The organism is Nonomuraea sp. NPDC050451 (genome assembly GCF_044458585.1).
Window position 1 is genome coordinate 40,903 of the sequence record NZ_JBITHZ010000027.1, and the last position, 15,311, is coordinate 56,213.

At 71.5% G+C, this 15,311-nt stretch carries 15 protein-coding genes; 6 read left to right on the plus strand and 9 right to left on the minus strand.

Annotated elements, in window-relative coordinates; genetic code table 11:
* Positions 1 to 9: 9 nt before the first annotated feature.
* Positions 10 to 822, minus strand: a complete 813-nt coding sequence (locus ACIBI9_RS47920; RefSeq protein ID WP_397233260.1) for a patatin-like phospholipase family protein — start codon at positions 820 to 822, stop codon at positions 10 to 12.
* Between the two features lie 100 nt (positions 823 to 922).
* Between ACIBI9_RS47920 and ACIBI9_RS47925 the strand changes: the two genes are divergently transcribed.
* From ACIBI9_RS47925 to ACIBI9_RS47935, 3 genes are read left to right on the plus strand one after another with little or no spacing between them, the layout of a single operon-like run.
* The gene (locus tag ACIBI9_RS47925) at positions 923 to 1,822 is read left to right on the plus strand and encodes an ATP-binding cassette domain-containing protein (RefSeq protein ID WP_397233262.1); all 900 of its coding nucleotides are present in this window, start codon (positions 923 to 925) and stop codon (positions 1,820 to 1,822) included.
* The gene (locus tag ACIBI9_RS47930; RefSeq protein ID WP_397233264.1) at positions 1,812 to 2,603 is read left to right on the plus strand and encodes an ABC transporter permease subunit; all 792 of its coding nucleotides are present in this window, start codon (positions 1,812 to 1,814) and stop codon (positions 2,601 to 2,603) included. The genes ACIBI9_RS47925 and ACIBI9_RS47930 overlap by 11 nt, the downstream gene beginning before the upstream one ends.
* On the plus strand, positions 2,603 to 3,646 hold the full coding sequence (locus tag ACIBI9_RS47935) for a PucR family transcriptional regulator (protein ID WP_397233266.1): 1,044 nt from the start codon (positions 2,603 to 2,605) through the stop codon (positions 3,644 to 3,646). Before ACIBI9_RS47930 ends, ACIBI9_RS47935 begins: the two co-directional genes overlap by 1 nt.
* Here the strand turns inward: ACIBI9_RS47935 and ACIBI9_RS47940 are convergent.
* On the minus strand, positions 3,636 to 4,118 hold the full coding sequence (locus tag ACIBI9_RS47940; RefSeq protein ID WP_397233268.1) for a LysE family translocator: 483 nt from the start codon (positions 4,116 to 4,118) through the stop codon (positions 3,636 to 3,638). The two genes, ACIBI9_RS47935 and ACIBI9_RS47940, sit on opposite strands and share 11 nt — an antisense overlap.
* A 5-nt stretch (positions 4,119 to 4,123) precedes the next feature.
* Positions 4,124 to 5,071: a quinone oxidoreductase family protein gene (locus ACIBI9_RS47945; protein WP_397233270.1), complete on the minus strand. Its 948-nt coding sequence runs from the start codon at positions 5,069 to 5,071 to the stop codon at positions 4,124 to 4,126.
* A 109-nt stretch (positions 5,072 to 5,180) separates the two neighbouring features.
* On the opposite strand from ACIBI9_RS47945, the gene ACIBI9_RS47950 reads away from it, so the two are divergent.
* Positions 5,181 to 6,806 carry a serine/threonine-protein kinase gene (locus tag ACIBI9_RS47950; protein ID WP_397233272.1) on the plus strand — a complete coding sequence of 542 codons (1,626 nt, stop codon included), beginning with the start codon at positions 5,181 to 5,183 and terminating at the stop codon, positions 6,804 to 6,806.
* 42 nt (positions 6,807 to 6,848) lie between these two features.
* Here ACIBI9_RS47950 and ACIBI9_RS47955 read toward each other — a convergent pair whose 3' ends face one another.
* On the minus strand, positions 6,849 to 7,436 hold the full coding sequence (locus ACIBI9_RS47955; protein ID WP_397233274.1) for a TetR/AcrR family transcriptional regulator: 588 nt from the start codon (positions 7,434 to 7,436) through the stop codon (positions 6,849 to 6,851).
* A 130-nt stretch (positions 7,437 to 7,566) separates the two neighbouring features.
* On the opposite strand from ACIBI9_RS47955, the gene ACIBI9_RS47960 reads away from it, so the two are divergent.
* Complete coding sequence (locus tag ACIBI9_RS47960; protein ID WP_397233276.1) at positions 7,567 to 9,423, plus strand: ATP-binding cassette domain-containing protein; 1,857 nt, start codon at positions 7,567 to 7,569, stop codon at positions 9,421 to 9,423.
* A 32-nt stretch (positions 9,424 to 9,455) separates the two neighbouring features.
* Entirely contained in the window at positions 9,456 to 10,337 is an 882-nt protein-coding gene (locus ACIBI9_RS47965) for a virginiamycin B lyase (RefSeq protein WP_397233278.1), read from the plus strand.
* Between the two features lie 337 nt (positions 10,338 to 10,674).
* Here ACIBI9_RS47965 and ACIBI9_RS47970 read toward each other — a convergent pair whose 3' ends face one another.
* From ACIBI9_RS47970 to ACIBI9_RS47990, 5 genes are read right to left on the minus strand one after another with little or no spacing between them, the layout of a single operon-like run.
* A complete protein-coding gene (locus ACIBI9_RS47970; protein WP_397233280.1) occupies positions 10,675 to 11,421 on the minus strand; it encodes an HAD family hydrolase in 747 nt (248 codons plus the stop codon).
* Positions 11,411 to 12,484, minus strand: a complete 1,074-nt coding sequence (locus ACIBI9_RS47975) for an ABC transporter ATP-binding protein (protein ID WP_397233282.1) — start codon at positions 12,482 to 12,484, stop codon at positions 11,411 to 11,413. Before ACIBI9_RS47975 ends, ACIBI9_RS47970 begins: the two co-directional genes overlap by 11 nt.
* Positions 12,481 to 13,323, minus strand: coding sequence for an ABC transporter permease (locus tag ACIBI9_RS47980; RefSeq protein ID WP_397233284.1), 843 nt, complete (start codon positions 13,321 to 13,323; stop codon positions 12,481 to 12,483). Before ACIBI9_RS47980 ends, ACIBI9_RS47975 begins: the two co-directional genes overlap by 4 nt.
* On the minus strand, positions 13,311 to 14,135 hold the full coding sequence (locus ACIBI9_RS47985; RefSeq protein WP_397233286.1) for an ABC transporter permease: 825 nt from the start codon (positions 14,133 to 14,135) through the stop codon (positions 13,311 to 13,313). Before ACIBI9_RS47985 ends, ACIBI9_RS47980 begins: the two co-directional genes overlap by 13 nt.
* Positions 14,132 to 15,283 (minus strand): ABC transporter substrate-binding protein, encoded by a 1,152-nt coding sequence (locus tag ACIBI9_RS47990; RefSeq protein ID WP_397233288.1) that lies wholly within the window; start codon positions 15,281 to 15,283, stop codon positions 14,132 to 14,134. Before ACIBI9_RS47990 ends, ACIBI9_RS47985 begins: the two co-directional genes overlap by 4 nt.
* Positions 15,284 to 15,311: the final 28 nt, after the last annotated feature.

A 15,311-nucleotide genomic window follows, 5' to 3' on the forward strand; every position in this document is an offset into this window, starting at 1 on the left:
GTCTAACCCTCATCCTCCTCTGTTACGCAAATAGCGGGAAGACGCGTCGTAGGCCCGCTCGATGCAGGCGGAGATCTGCGAGATGTCGCGGTAGCGCAGCGGGGACAGCGCCTCGGTCATCCCGGCGGGCAGCACGTGCACCTCCACGCCGGGCGGCAGGCTGGCCATGTCCTCGGCGAACCGGTGCCTGCGCGCGATCTCGAACGCCACCATGCCCACCTCCCAGAACCTCCTGGGCGGCGCCAGCGGCCGTTCGATCCGCCCGACGTGCAGGACGAAGACGCGCTTGGCGCCGAGCTGCACGGCCCGCCCCACGGGGATGCTGTGCACCAGCCCCCCGTCGTAGAAGTGCTCGCCGCCGATCACGACGGGCGGCAGCAGCCCGGGCACCGCGCACGAGGCCAGCACCGCCTCGACCAGCGGTCCGCCGGTGAACCAGTGAGCCGCGGCCCGCTCGACCGAGGCCGCCACGCACTGGAAGGGGACCTCCAGCTCCTCGATCCGCGAAACCCCCACCGTGCCGCTCAGAACCTCGCGCAACGGCCCTATCGGGTGCAGATGGGTGCCGGTCCTGGCCAGCGTGGACAACCGGGCCACCCACGAGCCGGCGAAGGCCGTACGTACGACGTCGGAACGCCACAGAGAGGTCAGCCGCTCCACCGCCTCGGACGGGGCGGCGGCGATGACCACCCCGTTCAGGGCGCCCACGGACGTGCCCACCACGAGGTCGGGGCTGATGCCCGCCTCGTCGAGCGCCTGCAGCATGCCCACCTCGTGCGCGCCGAGCACGCCCCCGCCACCGAGCACGAACGCCGTTTCCACGCAACACACCCTCTCGTTGCCGCGTCCCGGAAGCAAAGCCATCCGCACGCTGCCGGACCTGTCCGATGACGGAGGTCCCGCGTGGCGGGACGATTCGGCCATGACAGCAGTGGTGCAGGCCGAAGGGCTGACCAAGTATTACGGCAGGCGCCGCGGCCTGGAGGATCTCACGCTGGAGATCCAGCCTGGGGAGATCTTCGGGTATCTCGGGCCGAACGGCGCAGGCAAGACGACCACGCTCCGGTTGCTGCTCGACGTGATCAGGCCCACCCGGGGCACGGTACGCGTCCTCGGCGCCGACCCGCGCGAGGCCGCGACCCGCTCCAGGATCGGCTACCTGCCGGGCGAGCTGGCGCTGGAGGGCCGCGAGCGGGCCAGGGACTACCTGCGCTTCCTCGGCAGGATGCGCGGCGGCGTGCCGGACACGCGCATCGACGCCCTGGCCGAACGCCTCGACGCCGACCTGTCGGTGCAGATGCGCAAGCTCTCCAAGGGCAACAAGCAGAAGGTCGGGCTGATCCAGGCGCTCATGCACGAGCCGGAGTTCCTCATCCTGGACGAGCCGACGGGCGGGCTGGATCCGCTGGTGCAGCACGAGTTCCTGGCCATGGTCAGGGAGGTGCGCCAGTCCGGGCGTACCGTGCTGATGTCCTCGCACGTGCTCGCCGAGGTCGAGAACGTCTCGGACCGGGTCGGAATCGTACGGGACGGGCGCCTGGTGGCCGTGGAGGACGTGGCGGCGCTGCGCGAGAAGGCGGTGCGCCGGGTCGAGCTGCACTTCGACGCGCCCGTGCCGCGAGCGGCGTTCGAGAACCTGCCCGGCGTGCGCGAACTGCGCGTGGAGGACGCCGGTCTGCGCTGCACGATCGACGGCCGGCCGGACGCGCTGATCAAGGCGGCGGCCGCCTTCACCGTGGTGCACATGGTGAGCGCGGAGCCGGACCTGGAGGAGATCTTCCTGACCTACTACAGCGACGAGGAGCGGCACCATGATCGCTAAGAGCCTGCGGGACAACCGGCGGTCGCTCATCTGGTGGTGCCTGGGCATCAGCGCTTTCATGGGCGTCTATCTGGGCGCGTACGCCAACGTCAAGCTGAACCCCGAGACCTACGACTCCATGGCCATGGCCAAGTTTCCGGGGCCGCTCAAGGACCTGATGGGCGGGCTCGGGGACTTCGCCTCCGGCGCCGGCTACCTGCAGACGGTCGTCTACCAGCTCTTCGTCCCCATGCTGTTCATCGTGTTCGCGATGAACCTGGCCAACCGGGCGATCGCGCAGCCGGAGGAGTCGGGCACGCTGGAGCTGGTCGTCACGCTGCCGGTGGACCGGCGGCGGCTGGTGCTGGACAGGTTCGCCGCGCTGGCGGTCGCGATGCTCGTGCTGGCCGTCGTGACGCTGCTCGCCACGTGGGCGATGAGCGAGGTCGTGGAGATGGGGGTGCCGTTCGACCGGATCCTGGCCGCGCAGCTCGGGGTGCTCCTGGTCGGGCTGCTGTTCGGGACGATGGGACTGGCGGTCGGCGCGGCCACCGGGCGCAGGGCGATCGCCTCCGCCGTGGTCGGCGTGTGGGCGGTGGCCGGCTTCGTCGTGGTCACGATCGGCCGGAACATCGACGCCATCTCCTGGCTGAAGTGGGTCTCGCCGTTCCACTACTACTCCGAGGGCAGGCCGCTCTATGAGGGGCTGCCGGTCGGGGACTACCTTGTGCTGGCGGGGGCGACGGCCGTGCTCGCGCTCACCGCAGTGCTCTCCTTCGACAGGCGTGACGTAGGAGTGTGATGGCGATCTCCGAGATGCCCGCCGACCTGCTCGCCGACCTGCTCGGCGGGCATCGGCAGGTGCTGGCCGAGCACGCCGCGACCGGCCGATTACCCACCCGCGAGGCGCTCGACGCCTACCGCGCCGCGGGCAGGCGCGCCGCCAGGCTGGGGATCCCGCTGCGGGTGCTGGTGGACGGCGCGCTCGCCGCCGGCGAGGAGCTGCCGGGAGCGCTGCCCGCGCTGCGCAAGGCGGTCTCCGCGCTGATGGAGGGGTACGAGAGGGCGCAGGCCGCCGCCATCCGCGAGGAGGAGCAGGCTTGGCGGGAGTTCGTGGACGACCTGCTCCAGGGGCGGGCCGAGCGGCTGGCGGAGCGGGCCGAGCACTTCGGGCTGCGGCTGGCGGGGTCGTACGTGGTGGCCGTGGCCCGCGGCATGCGCGGCGGCGACCAGGACCGCATCGAGCGGGACCTGATCGCCCGGTTCGGCTCCCACAACGTGCTCGTGGCCGTGCGCGACGGGCTGCTGGTGTGCGTGGCCCCGGCGACGCTGCCGGCCGCGGTGGGGGAGTTCACCCATCACGTACGCGCCCGCTTCCCGGCCGGGTGGCGGGTCGCGGTGGGACGCCCGCAGCGTGGTCCCGGCGGCGTGGTGGCCTCCTTCCGGGAGGCGGCGCAGGCCCTGGAGCTGGCCGACGGGCTGGGGCTCAGGGCCGACGTGGTCAAGGCGGCCGACCTGCTCGTCTTCCCCGTGCTGCTGCGTGACAGGGGCGCGATCGAGGACCTCGTGACCAGCGTGCTGAGCCCGCTGCTGGGGGTGCGGGGCGGGCATGAGCCGCTGCTGGAGACGCTGGAGGCGGTCTTCGCCTCGCACGGCAACCAGACGGCCGCGGCCCGGCGGCTGGGGCTCAGCCCGCGGGCGGTCACGTACCGGCTGGAGCGCATCCGCCGCCTGACCGGCTTCTCGCCGGACGACCCGACGCAGCGCTTCACCCTGGAGACCGCCGTGCTCGGGGCCCGCCTGCTGGGCTGGCCCACGAGCCCCGACTTCGGCCTCAGTCGGTGACGGCGAGGCGGATGCCGAAGCCGACGATGACCACGCCGGTCAGGCGGTCGAGGAAGCGGCGTACGGCGGGCGTCCGCAGGAAGCCGCTCACCAGCGACGCGAACCCGATCAGCGCCGCGCTCCACAGCAGCCCCTCGGCCACGCCCCCGAACCGCACCGCCTGCTCCGGCTCGTCGTGGGGCGCGGCCTTGGCCAGGAGCATGCGCAGACCCATCCACACCAGGTACGCCACGCCGGCCCAGCGCAGGCTCTCGTAGCCGAGCCGCGAGGCGGCCAGCAGCGCCGACAGCCCCGCCGCGGTGAGAACGCCCCACGTGAGCGTGCCGAGCTGGATCCCGAGCGTCACGCCCCAGGCCGCCCGCCTGCCCGCCAGCAGGGACGTACGCAGGATCAGGGCCGTGTCGAGGCCGGGGGTGAGCGTGAGAAATGCCGCTACGAGGGCGAACGACCAGACTGATCCTGCGATGTCCATGCTCGTCAGGGTATGAGGAGCAGTTTCCCTGTCGTCCGGCGGGCCGCCAGGTCCTCGTGCGCCTGGTGCGCCTCGGCCAGCGGATAGCGGTGGGAGACGTTGATGGTGAGCTGTCCCGACTTGATCCAGCCGAACAGGTCGGAGGCGCGCTGGAGCAGCTCCTCGCGTTCGGCTATGTAGTGGACGAGCGTGGGCCTGGTGAGGAAGAGCGAGCCCTTCCGGTTGAGGATCTGGGGGTCGATCGGCGGGACCGGGCCGCTGGCGGCGCCGTACAGGGCCATGAGGCCGCGCGGCCGCAGCGCCTCGAGCCCGCCCTCGAACGTGGCCTTGCCGACGCCGTCGTACACGACGTCGATCTTGTTCCGCAGCGCCTCGGCGAAGTCGTCGTACCGCAGCACCTCGTCCGCACCGGCCTCCCTGGCCAGCTTCTCCTTCTCGCTGGTGGAGACGGTGGTGTGGACCTTGGCGCCCTTGAGCTTGGCGAGCTGGATGAGCAGCTGCCCCATGCCGCCGGCTCCGGCGTGGACGAGCACCTCGTCCCCTTCGCGCACCTCGTGGGTGGAGTGGGTGAGGTAGTGGGCGGTCAGCCCCTGCAGCATCGCCGCCGCGGCCACGTCGGCCGGGACGCCGTCGGGCACCGGCACCGCCCGGTCCGCCGGGATGACCGCCTTCTCGGCGTAGCTGCCCAGGACGTTGGCCCAGGCCACGGTGTCGCCCACGGCCACCCCCTGCACCCCCGGGCCGACGGCCGAGACCGTGCCCGCGCCCTCGGAGCCGATGGGGGTGGGCAGATCGAGCGGGTACGCGCCGGAGCGGTGGTAGATGTCGATGAAGTTGACGCCGCTTGCGGCGACGTCGACCACGATCTCCCCTTCGCCGGGTACGGGATCGGGCCGCTCGACGTATTCGAGAACCTCTGGACCGCCAGGGGCGGAGACGATGATGGCATGCATGACGACTAGTCAACTCCGTACGTGCGGGGGAAGGCCACTCAGGGTGGGGGCATGTACGTGGTGTGCTCGACCCTGCGCGGTAAGCGGCGGGTCGGTAAGCTAGCGCGCCGTGAGCGGTGAAACCTCCCACATCGGGCGCTACAGGTTGCTTAGCGTGCTGGGTCGGGGCGGCATGGGCACGGTCCATCTCGCCGAGGATCCGGCTGGGCAGCGGGTCGCCGTCAAAGTGATCAACCCGGAGCTGACCCAGCACGAGCAGTTCCGCATGCGGTTCCGCAGGGAGGCGGACGCCGCCCAGCGGGTGCGCAGGTTCTGCACGGCCGCTGTGATCGAGGCCGCGCTCGACGGCGACCAGCTCTATGTCGTCACCGAATACGTGCCGGGCCCCAACCTCGAGGCCGCCGTGCGCCAGTCGGGCCCCCTGCGCGGCTCCAGCCTCGACGCGCTGGCCGTCGGCGTGGCCACCGCGCTGACCGCCATCCACGGCGCCGGTGTGGTGCACAGGGACCTCAAGCCGTCGAACGTGCTGCTGTCGCCCGTCGGCCCGCGCGTGATCGACTTCGGCATCGCGCGGGCGCTCGACACGCTCGGAGGCGTCACGGGCACCGGCGAGCTGGTGGGCACGCCCCGCTACATGGCTCCCGAGGTGCTGCGGGGCGAACCCGTGTCCCCGGCCTGCGACGTGTTCTCGTGGGGATGCCTGGTCGCGTTCGCCGCCAGCGGCAGGGCGCCCTTCGGCGGCGACACGCTGCCCTCGATCGTCTACCAGGTGCTCAACACCGAGCCGGATCTCAGCGACGTCGAGCCCGGCCTGCGCGAGCTGGTCGGGGCCGCGCTGCGGAAGGACCCGGCCGCGCGGCCCACCGCGCAGCAGCTGCTCGACCAGCTCGTCGGGCGGTCGGCCGCGCCCGAACAGGCGGCGCACACCGTACAGGTGGCCTGGCAGCAGGCCACGGCACCGTACACGTCCGTCCAGCAGCCGTCCAAGGGCAGCCGCACCAAGCTGATCGCGGGCGTCGCGGCGGCGGCCGCGGCGGTGCTCGTGGCGGGCTCCGTGGCCGCGTGGGCGGTGTTCAACCCCAGCGGGCCGCCCGACATGAGCGTCCTCTACCGCGAGGACTTCACGCAGACCTCCGGCGGCTGGAACGGCGTCTACGACCCGGACGAGACGGCGAGCTACGGCTACCGGACGGACGGGACGTACGGGCTGGACGTGGAGAAGGGGTCCGAAGAGCGGTGGGCGAAGGCTCCCATACCCTTCCTCATCGCCAAGCCGACCAACACGCCCGAGCCGTCGGCCACCCCTACGCCGATGTTGCCCTCGTCCGTCGTCGTGGCCGTCACCGCCCAGGTCAAGAAGTCCGTCGGGAGCGGTGAGTACGGCGTGTACTGCCACAACGTGGACGATGACGACACGTACTACGAGTTCGCGCTCGACACGACCGGGAAGGCCAGGATCCGGCGGATCGTGGACGGATCGGGCGGGACGCTGGCCCAGCCGGTGCAGGTGGACGGGCTGCCCGGCAAGGCCCGGCTGGTGGCGGCGTGCGAGCAGGTCGGATCGGCCGTGCGGCTGACGATGTGGGTGAACGATCAGCGGGTGCACCAGGTGGAGGACCCGAACGGGCTCGGGAACGGGTACGTGGGGCTGTTCGCGCGTACGCCCAAGGACGAGACGTCGCTGCTGAAGACGACGTTCGACGACTTCGAACTACGCGGCCAGAAGGAGCCCTGACCGGACGGGGTGGGCTCACAGAACACCGGCGCGGGCGGCGGCTCAGAGAACACCGGCGCGGGCGGCGGCGAGCGCCGCGTCGGCGGCACGATCGGCGTCCCGCTCGGTGACCGGCTCATGCGCCACGAACAACCGGTAGTAAACAGGCGCGACCGCCACCCTGATCACCTCCCGGACGTCCACGACGTCAGGCAGCTCACCGCGTGCGACCGCCCGCCGCACCACCTCGGCCGACTGATCGTGCCGGGCCATGAAGAACTCGTGCAGCGCCCGCGCCGCGTCGGGATCCTGTACGGCCGCCGCCACGAACGCCGATGACACCGGCCCCAGGTCCGGGTCGTCGAAGCCGCTGCGCACCAGCTGGACGATGCCCCTCAGGTCGCCCTCGATCGAGCCCGTGTCGGGAATGGGCCACGGCTCGTCCCTGGCCAGCTCGAGGGCGTCGGAGATCAGCCCCGCGACGCTGCCCCAGCGCCGGTAGACGGTCGTCTTGTGCACCCCTGACCGCTCGGCCACGTTTTCCACCGTCAGGCCCCGGTATCCGTGCTCGGCCAGCTCGGCGAGGGTGGCCTGCCGTACGGCGTCCCGAACCCGGGCGCTTCGCCCGCCCGGCCGCTTGTTTGACTCCAAAAACTACTCCAGTTGCGTTAGCTTCTCCCGTGTGCCACACTAACGCTACAACAGTTGCGATTGGAGTTCCATCCTGATCAGTCTTCGAGGGGTTTTCAAGTCGTACGGCGAACGGGCCGTCCTCGCTGACGTGTCCATGTCCGTGAAGCCCGGCGAGCGCGTGGGCGTCGTCGGCGAGAACGGCTCGGGCAAGTCCACGCTGCTGCGGCTGCTTGCCGGGGTCGAGCGGGCCGACGACGGCGAGGTGACCCTGGCCGACGACATCGGCTACCTCCGGCAGACGCTCGACCTGCCGCCCGACCACACGGTCCAGCAGGCCGTCGACGCCGCGCTGGCCGGCCTGCGCGCCATGGAGCGCCGGATCCGCGAGCTGGAGTCGGCGCTCACCGATGACGTCATGGCGGAGTACGGGGAGTTGCTGACGGCGTACGAGCTGCGCGGCGGCTACGAGGCGGACGCGCGGGTCGACAAGGCCTTCCACGGGCTGGGGCTGTCCCACGTGGGCCGCGACCGGCCGCTGTCCAGCCTGTCGGGCGGCGAGCGCGCCCGCCTCGGCCTGGCCTGCGTCCTGGCCGCCGCGCCCAGGGTGCTGCTGCTCGACGAGCCGACCAACCACCTCGACGAGTCGGCCCTGACCTGGCTCGAAGCCCGGCTGCGCGAGCACCGGGGCGCGGTCGTCGTGGTCTCCCACGACCGCGTCTTCCTCGACCGGGTGGCCACGGCCGTGCTCGAGGTCGAGCACGGGGCGATCACCCGGTTCGGCGGCGGCTACACCGGCTTCCTGGCCGCCAAGGCCGCCGCCAGGGCCCGCTGGGAGCAGTCGTACGCGGCATGGTGCGAGGAGGTCCGGCAGGTGCGCGACTACGCGGCCACGACCGCCCACCGGGTGGCCGCGGGGCGGCTGATGCGCGACAACAACAAGATGGCCTACGACCGCAACGCCGGGCGGGTGCAGAGCTCGGTGGCAAGCCGAGTCCGCAACGCACACGAGCGCCTGCGCCGACTCGAGGCCGACCCCGTCCCCCGCCCACCCGCCCCACTCCGCTTCCACGGCACCTTCACCCCCACCCCCGAGCCCCCAAGCATCGTCGACACCACTCCCACCCTCACCCCCGAGCCCCTACACGCCGTCGACACCACTCCCACTACCGCCCCCGAGCTCCCCGACACCCCACACACCGGCAACGCCACTCCCAGCACCACCGCTCCAGCCCAGGCCCCCAACGCAGCACCTGAGTCCGCCCAAGGACGCCAGCCCGGCACACGCTCTGATACGACACGCGAGCCTGGTCCGATCCATGAGCCCGTATCGGGACGCGCGCCTGGTGCGAGACGCGCCCCTGATGCGGGACGCGAGCCCGGTGTCGGACACCGGCACGTCGGACACCAGCGTGCTGGACACGGGCATGCGGCCGGGCATGCGGCCAGACACGGCCGTGCCCGAGCTCGCGTGCTCGTGGAGCTGCGCGATGTCCGGGTCGGCGACCGGTTGCACGTCCCCTCCCTGACCCTCGAAGCCGGTGACCGGCTGCTGGTCCGCGGGGCCAACGGTGCGGGCAAGTCGACGCTGCTCCAGACCCTGGCCGAGCATGCCCAAGTGAGGGTCGGCCACCTGCCGCAGGAGGTGACGTTCGACCCCGACCTGACCGTCCTGGACGCTTACAACCACAACCACAGCTATGCGGACGAGCGGCGTGCGGCTCTGCTGAGCACCGGCCTCTTCAAGCCCCGGACCCTCGACCAGAAGGTGGGGACGCTGTCGGTCGGGCAGCGGCGCAGGCTGGCGCTGGCCCGGCTGCTGGCGCAGGAGTACGACCTCCTCCTGCTCGACGAGCCGACCAACCACCTGTCGCCGGTCCTGGCCGAGGAGCTGGAGCAGGCACTCGACGACTACCGCGGCGGGCTCGTCGTGGTGTCGCACGACCGCGCCCTCATCCGGCGCTTCCGGGGGACCGAGATCACGTTGGCAGGAGGACGCATATGTTGAGCCGCACAGGATCGACCAGTGAAGGACCGCAGATGTTGACCAAAATCGATGAAGGCTCGCCGTATGGCATCGCCACCGGGCCGGACGGGTCGCTCTGGTTCACGCTCGTCCACGAAGGACGCGTCGGCAGGATGATGCCGGGCCAGAAGCCCGTGATCCATCAGCTTGATCCGGCCGACGGGCAGCCGACCGTGATCGTCCCGGGGCCGGACGGGGCGATGTGGTTCGCGGAGGGCACGGGCGGCCGGGTCTCCCGGATCACCGCCGACGGGCAGGTCACCTCCTATGAGGCGGACTCGCCGTACGGGATCGTCGCCGGACCCGACGGGGCCATGTGGTTCACCCAGATGCAGACCGGCCGGATCGGGCGCATCGGGCCCGGTGGGGAGCGGACAGAGTTCGAGGTGCCGGTGGAGGGCGGCATGCCCGCTTTCATCACGGCGGGGCCGGATGACGCGCTCTGGTTCACGATCAACCAGGGCAACGCCATCGGGCGGATCTCGCTGGCGGGCGAGGTGACCGTTCACCCGCTCCCCACAGAGGGCGCCGCCCCGGTGGGCATCACGCTGGGGCCGGACGGGGCGCTCTGGTTCGTGGAGATCGGCGCTGGTCAGGTCGGGCGGATCGACACCGCCGGAAAGATCACCGAGTACCCCTTGCCTGACCGGGTCGCACGACCGCACGCGATCGTCACCGGCCCCGACGGCGCCCTCTGGTTCACCGAGTGGGCCGCCGACCGCCTCGGCCGCATCACCACCGACGGCACCATCCAATCGCACCCCCTCCCAACCGGACTGCAGCCGGGGGACGATGGCGCGCGAAAGGCCGAGCCGCACGGGCTGACGGTCGGGCCGGACGGGGCCATCTGGGTGGCCCTGGAGGCGGGCGCCCTGGCCCGCATCAGCATCGGCTGACGAACCACGACCACCTCAGCGACCTCACTGCCAACCGATCACGTACTCACCGGCACCGCTCACCGCGGATCGGGCACTGGACCGGGCACTGCGGATCGGGCATCGGGCACGCCGCAATGCACCGCTCACCCCCAGTCCGCACCGGTCAGCGGTACCGGTCACCGCGGGCCGGGGACGGCGCATCCCGCACGCGCACCGGGCACCGCGCACCGCGCAGCCACATCGGGCACTGCGGACCGGGCACGCCGCAACGCATCGCTCATCCCTCGCCCCAACCCTCAGCCGCAGCCCTCGCCCCCCAGCAAGCGCCCCGCTGGGTGCGAGGGTGCGGGGGTGGTTAGCGGTTGTTGGGCTCTGGTGGGTGGTTGTTGGCCATGAGGTCGGTCAGCGGCGGCAGGCCCTTCTTCGGGGACGTCACCAGGACGCGGCACCCCGCGGCCGTGGCGGCGGCGACGCCTGTGGGGCTGTCCTCGACGGCGATGCAGCGGGAGGGAATCGTGCCGAGTCGGCGGGCCGCCTCCAGGTACGGGTCCGGGTACGGCTTGCCGCGGGCCGTGTCCTCGTTCGCGATCACCAGGTCGAACGTGTGCCCGAGCCGCGGCAGCACCAACTCCACGATGGTCCGGGGAGAGGCGCTGACCAGGGCCGTCGGGATGGCGGTGGCGGCCAGCTCGGCCAGGAGCTCCGATGCCCCCGGCGTGACCTTCACGCCCTGCTCGATGAGGTCGGCGAAGGCGTCCGTGAGCTGCCTGACCACCTCGGCCATGAGCGGCGTGTCCCGGGCCGACCGGGGGACCGGCGCCGACCGGGGGACTGGCGCCGACCGGGGGTCCGGCGCCGGTCGGGGGACTGGCGGCGGGGCGGGTGGGGGGTTGTGGCCGGGAGGGGGAGTGGGGGTGAGGAGGTGGGCGGCTACGTCCTCGACCGTGCGGCCGAGCACGTACGGCATGTCCTCCGCCCCCAATTGCCGGCCGAGGGAGGCGGCGATGGAGGCGGTGGCCTGCCACCACAGCCCTTCGGTGTCGACCAGGGTGCCGTCCATGTCGAACAGGACGGCATCCGGGCCGGCGTGCTCAGATCGCATCGGCCGCCACGACCGGGGCCGGGACCGTGACCGTGCGGGGCGCCACCAGGACGGGCCGGTCCACCAGGCGGACGGTGACCCGCGTTCCGGGGGTGAGGCGGGCCGCCTCGTGGCCGGGGACGTCGGCCAGGACCTCCCCGCCCTCCACCGCCAGCCGGAGGCGGACGGAGGCGCCGCGGAAGGAGGCGGCGAGCACGTGGGCGGGACCGTCGTCGACCGGGACGACCTGGACGGCCTCGGGACGGATCAGGACGTCCACGGACGGATCCGCGGGCACCTGGCCGTCCACCGGCAGAAGCTGGCCGAGCACCGTGACCTGGTCACCGGAGACCTGGCCGGCGAGGTGGTTCATGGTGCCGACGAACTCCGCCACGAAGGGGGTGGCCGGGCGGTCGTAGATCTCGGCGGGCGAGCCGACCTGTTCGAGCCGCCCGTCGCGCAGCACCGCCACCTGGTCCGCGATCGACAGCGCCTCCTCCTGGTCGTGGGTCACGAAAATGGTGGTGATGCCCAGGTCGAGCTGGAGGCGGCGGATCTCCTCGCGCAGCGACACGCGTACTTTCGCGTCCAGCGCCGACAGCGGCTCGTCCAGCAGCAGGACGCGCGGTTCCAGGGCGAGCGCGCGGGCCAGGGCGACGCGTTGTTGCTGGCCGCCGGAGAGCTGGTGCGGGTAGCGGTCGGCGTGCGAGGGGAGGCCGACCAGTTCGAGTAGTTCGTCCGCCTTCTTCCGCCTGGTGCCCACGGGCACCTTGCGGACGCGCAGGCCGAAGGCCACGTTGTCGCGGGCGTTCAGGTTGGGGAAGAGGGAGTAGGACTGGAAGACCATGCCCGCGTCCCGCTTGTTGGCCGGTACGTCCGTGATGTCCCGGCCGTCCACGAGCACCGCGCCCGAGTCAGGCCGCTCGAACCCGGCCACGCACCGCAGCGCGGTCGTCTTCCCGCAGCCCGAGGGCCCAAGCAGCGCGACGAACTCGCCGGGCGCGACGACGAGGTCGAAGCCGTCCAGCGCGACCGTCTTGCCGAACACCCGCCGCAGCCCACGGAACTCCACCGATGCGGTCATTTGTTTCTCTCCTTACCGAACGCCGAGGACACGGCGAGCAGCAGCAGCCAGATGAGCAGGAGGCTGAGGATCGACACGGCGACCGAGAGCTGCCCCTTGGAGCCGGCGACGGTCACGATCCACACCGCGAACGGCTCGTACCCCAGCAGGCTGGCCACGGTGTATTCGCCCAGCACGAGGGCCAGCGTCAGGAACGACGCGCTGGCCAGGGCCGAGCGCAGGTTCGGCATGACCACCCTGACCAGCACGTACGGCCACGAGGCGCCCAGGTTGCGGGCCGCCTCCACCAGCGTCCGCACGTCCATGGCGCGCAGCCCCGCGTCCAGCGACCGGTACACGAACGGCAGCACGAGCACCACGTACGCCAGCACCAGCACCACGGGGAAGGCCGGGTCCTGGACCGCGATCAGCGTGGCCCAGAACGGCGTCGGAGCCAGCACGTCGGTCCCGGTGCGCAGCGACGTGCCGATCCCGGCCACGAAGGTGATGGGCGGCACCACCAGGGGCAGCGTGCACAGCACCTCCATCAGCGGGCGCAGCCGCGGCGCGAAGAGCCGTACGGCCAGCATCGCGGGCAACGCCAGCAGCAACACCAGCACGATCGTGGCGACGGCCAGCGACAGCGACAGCAGCAGCGAGCGCACGAACCCGTCGGCCGTCAGCAGCGAGCCGTAGGCCGCGAACGACACCCCCGTGGTCGGGGTGTAGATCGTGTACCAGAACGAGGCCCCGAGCGGGATCAGGAAGTAGGCCGCCGCCAGGAGGAAGACCGCTCCGCGCCACACGCGAGGGCGCGAGGAGCCCCCCGAGATGCGCTCCAGGCCGGTCAGTGCAGCCATCGGGAGCTCCTCTTCTGCAGCGGCAGGTAGATCGCCATCACGAGCCCGGCCACCACGACCATGTCGAGGCTGAGGGCCAGCGCGATGTTCTCGTAGCCGATCAGCACGTCGCCGGTGAGCGCGCTGGCGATCTTCAACGTGACGAGCGGGACGACGGTCCCGACCATGGCGTTGGCGGTGGCGTACGCGGAGAAGGCCGACCCGAAGAGCAGCACCACCCCGCCCAGCATCGACGGCGCCAGCACCGGCAGCGCGACGAAGCGCCAGTAGTGCCAGGCGGTGGCCCCGTTGTTGGACGCCGCCTCGCGCCACTGCGGCCGCAGCCCGTCCAGCGCGGGCGCCATGACCAGCACCATCAGCGGGATCGAGAAGTACAGGTAGGTCACCGCCAGGCCCCAGAACGTGTAGAGCGAGCCGGACGGCAGCCCGACCAGGCCGCTGACCACGCCGGAGTTGCCGAGCGTGGCGATCCAGAAGAACGCCAGCGGCACCCCGCCGAAGTTGGCCAGCACGCCGGAGGCCGTCAGCACGGCCTCGCGCAGCAACGTGAGGCGGGAGGTCACGACGGCGTACGCGAGGAACGTCCCCAGCACGGCGCCCAGCAGGGCGACCACGGCGGACAGCTTCACGCTGCCGAGCATCGCGACGAGGTAGCCGCCCTGCAGGCTCTGCGACAGGTTGGCCAGGCTCGGCCGCCCCTGCGCCGTGAACGCCCCCGCCACCAGCGCGATGGCGGGGATGCCGAAGACGAGCGCGAAGAAGGCCAGCAGCGGCAGCGCCCCCAGCCAGCCCTTCGAACGGGAGCGGTTCATCCCGAGATCGCGGCGTCCCAGCCGCTGGCGAGCTTGGCCTTGGCCGCGTCCACCTGCTGGCTCGTCGGGAAGGTGGGCGTGCCCTCCACCGACGGCAGCTTCTCCGCCAGGGCCTTGTCCACGGTGCCGTCGGAGGTCATCGAGGGGAGCAGGACGGGGCGGGCGAAGCCCTTGAGGAAGAGGTTCTGGCCCTCGGCGCTGTAGAGGTACTCCTGCCACAGCCTGGCGGCCGCCGGGTGCGGGGCGTCCTTGTTGATGGCCTGGGCGTACATCTGGAAGTACTTGCCGTCGGAGGGGATGTTCACCTTCCAGTCGAGGCCCTTGGCGGCCATCTGGGGCGCGTAGGCGGCGTTGTTGTAGTCCCAGTCGATGCTGATCTGGGTCTCGCCCTTCTCGATGGTCGCGGGCGTGGTCTCCACCGGGTTGTAGTTGCCCGTGTCCTTCAGCTTCTTGAAGAAGTCGATGCCGGGCTGGATGTCGTCGAACGAGCCGCCGTTGGCGAGGGCGGCGGCGTACACGCCGGCGAAGGCCGAGCCGGCCTTGGTCGGGTTGCCGTTCATCGCGACCTTGCCCTTGTATTCGGGCTTGAGCAGGTCGGCGAAGCTCGTCGGGCACGTGGTGATCTTCTTGGCGTCGCAGCCGATGGACACGTAGCCGCCGTAGTCGTTGACCCAGAGCCCGGTGCTCTCCTTCTGCCCCTCGGGGATCTTGTCGAAGGACTGCACCTTGTACGGCGCGAACAGGCCCTCGCCGGCTCCGCTGATCGCGAACGACTGGCCGAGGTCGAGCACGTCGGGGGCGCGGTCCTGGCCCTTGCGCGTCTTGACCGCGTTGATCTCGTCGGCGCTGGCCGCGTCGGGCGTCTCACTCTCGATCTTGATGCCGTACTTGGCCTGGAACTTCTGGATGATCTCCCCGTAGTTCGCCCAGTCGGGCGGAAGGGCGATGACGTGGAGATTTCCCTCCTTCTTGGCCGCCTCGACGAGCTTGTCGAGGCCGCCGAAGTCCGCCGCCGAGGTGGCGGTGGCCGCGTTCGGCCCGGAGGAGGACGCGGTGGACTGTTGGGTGCCGGGCGCGGCGCCGCACGCCGCGGTGACTACGGTAAGGGCTGCGGCAACGCCGGCCGCACGGGCGCGAGATGTGAACACGACGCCTCCACTTTCAGGGGGTGTGGAA